This window comes from Streptomyces recifensis, from assembly GCF_002154615.1.
Taxonomy (GTDB): Bacteria; Actinomycetota; Actinomycetes; order Streptomycetales; family Streptomycetaceae; genus Streptomyces; species Streptomyces griseoluteus.
In genome coordinates this window covers 1-6,957 of record NZ_MUNH01000364.1, presented here as the reverse complement: position 1 = coordinate 6,957, position 6,957 = coordinate 1, and the positions used below count along the sequence as shown (strand labels likewise).

General features: G+C 70.6%; 7 protein-coding genes. 5 read left to right on the top strand and 2 right to left on the bottom strand.

From position 1 onward, the window contains the following. The 3 genes from CCN33_RS19315 to CCN33_RS19305 form a co-directional block, all read left to right on the top strand. Nucleotides 1-812 (top strand): glutamate ABC transporter substrate-binding protein (locus CCN33_RS19315; RefSeq protein WP_086694831.1); only part of this gene is annotated, 812 nt, incomplete at its 5' end. A gap of 11 nt (nt 813-823) precedes the next feature. Next, nucleotides 824-1,468 carry an amino acid ABC transporter permease gene (locus CCN33_RS19310; protein WP_086694828.1) on the top strand — a complete coding sequence of 215 codons (645 nt, stop codon included), beginning with the start codon at nt 824-826 and terminating at the stop codon, nt 1,466-1,468. Then, nucleotides 1,465-2,343, top strand: coding sequence for an amino acid ABC transporter permease (locus CCN33_RS19305; protein WP_086694827.1), 879 nt, complete (start codon nt 1,465-1,467; stop codon nt 2,341-2,343). The genes CCN33_RS19310 and CCN33_RS19305 overlap by 4 nt, the downstream gene beginning before the upstream one ends. A 49-nt stretch (nt 2,344-2,392) precedes the next feature. Here CCN33_RS19305 and CCN33_RS19300 read toward each other — a convergent pair whose 3' ends face one another. Together CCN33_RS19300 and CCN33_RS19295 are read right to left on the bottom strand one after the other, a co-directional pair. After that, nucleotides 2,393-3,949 (bottom strand): CocE/NonD family hydrolase, encoded by a 1,557-nt coding sequence (locus tag CCN33_RS19300; protein WP_086694826.1) that lies wholly within the window; start codon nt 3,947-3,949, stop codon nt 2,393-2,395. Nucleotides 3,950-4,065: 116 nt separating this feature from the next. Then, a complete protein-coding gene (locus tag CCN33_RS19295) occupies nt 4,066-4,821 on the bottom strand; it encodes a hypothetical protein (RefSeq protein WP_086694825.1) in 756 nt (251 codons plus the stop codon). A gap of 70 nt (nt 4,822-4,891) precedes the next feature. On the opposite strand from CCN33_RS19295, the gene CCN33_RS19290 reads away from it, so the two are divergent. Then, nucleotides 4,892-5,443 (top strand): YrhB domain-containing protein, encoded by a 552-nt coding sequence (locus CCN33_RS19290; RefSeq protein WP_086694830.1) that lies wholly within the window; start codon nt 4,892-4,894, stop codon nt 5,441-5,443. Nucleotides 5,444-5,535: 92 nt separating this feature from the next. Beyond that, nucleotides 5,536-6,957 (top strand): gamma-glutamyltransferase family protein (locus CCN33_RS19285; RefSeq protein WP_208621800.1); only part of this gene is annotated, 1,422 nt, incomplete at its 3' end.

The following is a 6,957-nucleotide window of genomic DNA, read 5'->3' as shown; positions in this document are numbered from 1 at the left end:
CCCCCGACCAGCTCCCGCACTACGCGGTGGACCGGAACTTCCGCCTGCCCGGCTCCCCGACCTGGACCCGCGCCAAGAAGCGCGGCCACTTCGTCGTCGGCGCCAAGGAGGACCAGCCCTACCTCGGCGAGAAGGACCCGGCGACCGGCCGGTACTCCGGCTTCGACATCGAGATCGCCAAGATGCTCTCCGCCTCCCTCGGCTTCCCCGGCGACAGCGTCCGGTTCCGCACCATCGCCTCCGCCAACCGTGAGACGGCCCTGCAGAACGGCCAGATCGACTACTACGTCGGCACCTACACCATCAACGCCAACCGCAAGAAGCTGGTGGGCTTCGCCGGCCCGTACTACATGGCAGGCCAGTCCCTGCTGGTCCGCAAGGACACCGACGACATCCACGGACCCGAGGACCTCGCCGGCAAACGCGTCTGCTCGGCGGCCGGCTCGACCCCGTACCAGCGCATCAAGGACGACTACCCGAAGGCCGTCCTGGTCGCCTACGACACCTACTCGGTCTGCGTGGACAACCTGCTCACCTACCAGGTCGACGCGGTCACCACCGACGACGCCATCCTGATCGGCTACGCGGCCAAGGCCCCCGACGAACTGAAGGTCGTCGGCAAGCCGTTCTCGAAGGAGCCGTACGGCATCGGTGTCCCGCGGGCCGACAACGTCCTGCGCTTCGCCCTGGACAACGCCCTCGCCGCCCGCGAGAAGAACGGCGACTGGAAGAGGGCCTACGACGCCACGCTCGGTCTGTCCGGCGTGCCCGCGCCGAAGCCGCCGCCCATCGACCGCTACCCGGCGAGCTGACCGAGGACGCCATGAACGTACTGACAGACAACTTCGCCCTCTACGCCGAGGGATTCCTCGGCACGGTCGAACTGACCGTCTACGCCTCGCTGCTGGCCCTCGCGCTCGGCTTCCTGATGGCGTCCTTCCGCGTCGCGCCGGTGGCCTCGCTGCGGGTCTTCGGCACGGTATGGGTGACCGTGCTGCGCAACACGCCGCTCACCCTGCTGTTCTTCGCGGTGCTGCTCGGGCTGCCCCGGTTCGGACTCGTGCTGCCCTTCCAGGCGTTCGCGGTCCTCGCGCTGGGCTGCTACACCTCCGCCTTCATCTGCGAGGCACTGCGTTCCGGCATCAATACCGTGCCCAAGGGCCAGGGGGAGGCGGCCCGCAGCCTCGGCATGACCTTCGCGCAGACCCTCGGCGTGATCGTGCTCCCCCAGGCGTTCCGCTCGGTGATCCCGCCCGTCGGCTCCACCCTGATCGCGCTGGCCAAGAACTCCGCCATCGCCGGCGCCTTCAGCGTCACCGAACTGCTGGGCACCTACAAGACGTTGAGCGAGCTGGGCTACAACATCATCTGGACCTTCGTCTGGATCGCGGTCGGTTACCTGATCATCACGCTCGCCATCAGCGCCCTGTTCAACCTGCTGGAGCGCAAGTGGGGAGTGGCCCGATGACGACGACCACCGCGCTCTACGACGTCCCCGGCCCCACCACCCGGCGGCGGCACGCGCTGTACGCGGTACTGTCCACCGCCGTGCTGCTCGGCCTGTTCGCCTGGGTGCTCTATCTGCTGTTCTCCACCGGCCAGTTCACCGCCACCAAATGGATGCCGTTCGAGTACAAGGGCATCCAGGAACTGCTGCTGCGCGGCCTCGGCAACACCCTCAAGGCGTTCGCCATGGCCGCCGTGCTCTCCCTCGCCCTCGGCGGGGTGCTCGCCGCCGGACGCCTCTCCGACCACGCGCCGGTGCGCCGGCTGGCCACGCTCGTGGTGGAGTTCTTCCGCGCGATGCCCGTGCTGGTGATGATCTTCTTCATCTTCGTGGCGCTCAAGGTGCAGCCGCTGCCCGCCCTCGTCGCCGGACTGACCCTCTACAACGGCTCGGTGCTCGCCGAGGTCTTCCGCTCCGGTGTCAACGCCGTCGAACGCGGCCAGCGTGAGGCCGCGTTCGCTCTCGGCATGAGAAAAACCCAGGTCATGTCCTATGTGCTCGTACCGCAGGCGGTACGCGCCATGTTGCCAGCGATCATCAGCCAGTTGGTGGTCGCGCTGAAGGACACGTCGCTGGGCTTCCTCATCACCTACGAGGAGTTCCTCCACGCCGGGAAGCTCATCGCCTCGAACCTCGACTACGATTTGCCGTTCATCCCCGTGGTGATGGTGATCTCGCCGATCTACATCGGGATGTGCATGCTGCTCTCGTGGTTCGCCGTCTGGGTGTCCCGCCGGGAGCAGCGCAGTCCCAAGACCGAGGCCGTGGCTGTCGCCGCGCCCGGCCCTGGGGCGCCGCTGCCGGGTGGGGAGCCACCCACGGCTCTGAAGCCGTGACGAAGGCGGCGGTCCACACGGGCCATGCTCGTCCGGCGGCGGCCGGAGATCACTGCTCGCGCAGGGGGACCGACACGTACGACGGGTCGCCCTCCGGCGAGGAGAAGGTCAGCCGCGCGCCGGACGGGTTGTGCTCGAGGTAGAGCGGATCGACCGTGTCGGCCACCAGGGCCAGCCGGTGCCCGGCCGGGACGTCGTAGGCCGTGGAGAACAGGTCGAGGTCCAGCCCGAACGGCCGGCCCGGCGTACGGCCGTGCCAGGTCAGGGGCGCGTGGGTGACCAGCTTGCCGATGCCGAGCGGGCCCACGTCGTACAGGTAGGCCACGAAGGTGCCGCTCTCGGCGGTCGGGGTGAGCGTGGTGTGCAGCCTGGCGGTGCCGCGCACCCGCTGGGGCGCCGCGTACCGCTCCGACTGCCAGACGGCCGCCCAGCGGCGCGGGAGCAACGGGATGGAGGCCATCGGGGGCAGCTTGGTGATCTGGTCCACCAGGCCGGAGAGCAGGGCGATCCCGCCGTCCGCGCCGGAGTCGACGTTGGTGTGGATGGTGGTGCTGCCCGCCAGCGCGATCTTGCGGTCGGTGGCGGCGACCGACTTCCAGTCCGGGTAGCCCTCGTAACCGCCGCCGCTGCGGGACTCCAACTGGACGGGCTGCTCGCGGTCGACGCCGTTGTCCACGCCCCGGAGGTAGTGGTCGAACCAGCGGCCGGTGTCCTTCCAGACGTCGTTGGGCAGCCCGAACAGGCCGGCCAGCTCCGGGGTCGCGTGGTCGCCGGGGCGCAACTCGAGGCGCTTGGGGCCGGTCAGCTTCTCGTAGAAGCTCGCGTACTGGTTGGCCGGGAAGACCGAGTCGCTCCAGGCGTTGGCGAGCATGACGGCGGGCTTGTTGGCGTTGAGCCGGTCCAGGTACGTCACGGCGGAGCGGCGCTCGCCCCAGTCGATGAGGTTCTGCTCCTGGCTGAGGTCGGAGGCGTAGAAGCGGTCGAAGACCTGCCGCATCTCCGGGCTCCGGCGACCGGTGACCGCTCCGGCGCCGTCCAGCAGGGCGACCGCCTGGACATGCTCGGTGCGGCCGGAGTAGATCGAGCTGACCAGATCGGCCCAGCCGCCGAGCGCCGCCACGGCCCTGATCCGCTGATCGTGGGCCGCGGCGAGCAGGCTGATGCCCGCGCCGTAGGAGACGCCCGCCATGCCGATGCGGGCGGAGTCGGCGGGGGTGTTGGCCAGCGCCCAGTCGATCACCTTGGAGGCGTCCGCCAGGTCGGACGCCCCGGCCACCTCGATCTCGCCGCCGGACTGCCAGAAGCCGCGCACGTTGTACGAGAGCACCACATAGCCGGAGTCGGCGAGCTTCTGCGCCTGGGCGAGGTACTCGGCCTGCGGGAAACCCCAGCTGGTGGGCAGCACGAGCAGCGGATGGCTGCCGGAGCCCGCCGGGGTGACGACGTTCGCCTTCAGTACGGTGCCCCCGTCACCGGGAATGTCGACGAACCGTACGGCGGGGGCCGCCTGGGCCGCGGGCGCCAGCCCGACGACCGCACCGGCGACCAGCGCCGCCGAGACGGCGCCGACGGCGCAGGTGCGCAGGGGGTTACGAGCGGATGCCATGGTCACTCCTGACGCGTGCCAGTGCCAAAGTGACCCGACAGTAATGGGTGGTTCTTACCTCAAGTAACCCGCCGGTAAGTTACGTACCGGTAACAATAATGGAAGACGGTTGCACGCTAGGGCGCGGGCGTCGCCTGAGCCGGCGTCTCCTCGGTCTCCGGGAAGGGGGCCTGCGCCGCCCGCGTGACATCGGCGACCACCTCGACCAGATCGGGGCCGTACGCCTGGGAGTTGACCACCTTCAGCAGCAGCACGAACGATTGCGAGCCGTGCTTGCGGGCCAACCGCTGGTGGTTGCGGGCCAGATAGCGCGTCGCCGCCTGGTTGGTGATCGCCCGCTGTCCGCAGAACAGGAACACCGGCCGGGTCCGCCCGCCCGCCGCGACCTTGGCCAGCAGCACGTACTCGGTCGTGCCGGGCTCCATCCGGTAGGTCTCCGTACCGATCCGGAAGGCGCCCCGGTTCGGCCCCTTCTCCTTCTCGGTGTTCACCCGCACCCCGGGCAGCATCGCCGACATGTGGGCGAGCATCCGCCGGTTGGAGGCCGGACCGCCCACGCAGAACTCCGTGCGCTCACCGAAGCCCTGGTGCGACACGTCCTGCGTCATCAATTGCATGTTCGCGCCGCAGTCCTTGATGAGCGCGGACAGCTCCAGCAGCGCGAACACGTCGAACCGGTGCACCGCCGGCTCCGTCGCCCCCGGGTCCCTGTTCACGACGAACAGCGTCTCCGAGTTGTCCGGCAGCCCGAAGAACACCTGCTTGCGCCGCAGCTTCCGCCGCCACAGATAGGTCCGCGCCACCCACCCGATCGCTGCACTGATGCCGGCGGCTATGACACCCAGGACGATGTTGCGCACGTCGTCGTTCATGCGGCGGGATGGTAGCGGGTCCGGGAATACCCGAGGGCGGGGCGTGGGCCTCGTGCGCGATGCTGGGCACGTGATCGAGCTGGATGCCGCGGTACGGATCGTCGAGGAGGAGCTGGAGCGCGCGTTCCGGCGGGAGGCCGCCCTGGGGGTGCGGCCGCACGACGTGGTCGTCGTGAGTGCCGTGCGGCACGAGCTGGTGTGGATCGTCCAGGTGGCGACGGCCCAGTACGCGCGGACCCGCGACACCGACTTCCTGCTCGTCGGGGCGGGCCCGTACCTGGTCGACCGGGTGGACGGCGGGCTGCACACGGTCGGGGCCGTCTCCTGGGCGTCGGGGGCGTGGGAGACCGACTACCGGGTGCGCATCCGGGGCGAGACCCCGCGGACCGCTGTGGACGACGTGGACGACGAGGTGCGGGCGGCCGCAGCGGAGCAGGGCCGGATTGCCGCCGCGCGGCTGCTGCGGCGGCGGGTGCCCGTGCTGGCGCTCGGGCAGGCCCTCGCGTACGTGAGCGGGCTGAGCGGGCCAGGGGCTCCGGCGGAGCTGGTGGAGGTCGTCACGCGCGAACTGGTGGCGCCGGCCGACCCCGTGACGGCCGTCCGCACCATCCGGGCGGACTGAGCCGGCATGCGGGGTGCCGGGGCGCGAGGCATACTGTCGGGGGCCTTGGGGATCTGGTTACGCTGCGCGGACAGTGGTCTCGGGAGGTTCGGATGGGTCGTCCTGGTACGCGGAAGCCGGCGATGCTGGTGGCCTTGGCCGCCGTCGCCTCGATGGGGGCAGCCGCTCCGCCGGCAGCGGCGGGCGGGCCCGGCGGGAAGGTGCCCGTGGCGGTCGGCTACGGGGGCGCGGTCTCCAGCGTGGACGCCGACGCCAGCGCGGCCGGTATCGAGGTGCTGCGCAACGGCGGCAACGCGGTCGACGCGGCCGTGGCCACCGCCGCCGCGCTGGGCGTCACCGAGCCGTACTCGGCGGGCGTCGGCGGAGGCGGCTACTTCGTCTACTACGACGCCAAGTCCCGCACCGTGCACACCATCGACGGCCGCGAGACCGCCCCGCTCAGCGCCCGCTCCGACCTGTTCCTGGAGAACGGCAAGCCGCTGGCGTTCGCGGACGCCGTCAGCAGCGGACTGAGCGTCGGCACACCGGGTACACCCGCCACCTGGCAGACGGCGCTGCGCAGTTGGGGCACCCGCAGCCTCGCCCGCGTGCTGCGGCCGGCCGAACGGATCGCCCGCGACGGCTTCACCGTGGACGACACCTTCCGCTCCCAGACCGCGGCCAACGAGACCCGGTTCCGCTACTTCCCGGACACCGCGCGGCTGTTCCTGCCCGGCGGCAAGCTCCCGGTGGTCGGCTCCACCCTGAAGAATCCCGATCTGGCCAAGACCTACCAGGAGCTGGGCCGCAAGGGCGCCGACGCCGTCTACCGGGGCGACCTCGGACGGGACATCGTCGCCACCGTCAACAAGCCTCCGGTCGCGCCCTCTTCGGGCTGGAACGCCCGCCCGGGCGAACTGACCGCCAAGGACCTGTCGGGCTACCGCGCCAAACTCCAGCGGCCCACCGACACCTCGTACCGCGGTCTGAAGGTGTACTCCATCGCGCCCTCCTACTCCGGCGGCACCACCGTGGGCGAGGCGCTCAACATCCTGGAGAAGAGCGACCTCGCCAAGGCGAGCGAGACGCAGTACCTGCACCGGTACATCGAGGCGAGCCGGATAGCCTTCGCCGACCGGGGGCGCTGGGTCGGGGACCCCGCCTTCGAGGACGTACCCACCGAGCAGCTGCTCTCGCAGCGGTTCGCCGACTCGCGGGCCTGCCTGATCAAGGACGACGCCGTCCTGACCAGCCCGCTCGCCCCCGGCGACCCGCGTCACCCGGCCGCCTGCGCGACCAAGGGCAAGGCCGCGCCGACCACGTACGAGGGCGAGAACACCACCCACCTCACCGTGTCCGACAAGTGGGGCAACGTCGTCTCCTACACGCTCACCATCGAGCAGACCGGGGGCAGCGGCATCACCGTTCCCGGCCGGGGCTTCCTGCTCAACAACGAGCTGACCGACTTCTCCTTCGCCCCCGCGAGCCCCGGCGTCCCCGATCCCAACCTGCCCGGCCCCGGCAAGCCCCCGCGC

What these genes read in the sequence shown, in the direction of transcription:
- CCN33_RS19295 (WP_086694825.1), bottom strand. Translation starts at nt 4,821, where the DNA reads ATGAACGACGACGTGCGCAACATCGTCCTGGGTGTCATAGCCGCCGGC.
- CCN33_RS19300 (WP_086694826.1), bottom strand. Translation starts at nt 3,949, where the DNA reads ATGGCATCCGCTCGTAACCCCCTGCGCACCTGCGCCGTCGGCGCCGTC.
- CCN33_RS19305 (WP_086694827.1), top strand. Translation starts at nt 1,465, where the DNA reads ATGACGACGACCACCGCGCTCTACGACGTCCCCGGCCCCACCACCCGG.
- CCN33_RS19310 (WP_086694828.1), top strand. Translation starts at nt 824, where the DNA reads ATGAACGTACTGACAGACAACTTCGCCCTCTACGCCGAGGGATTCCTC.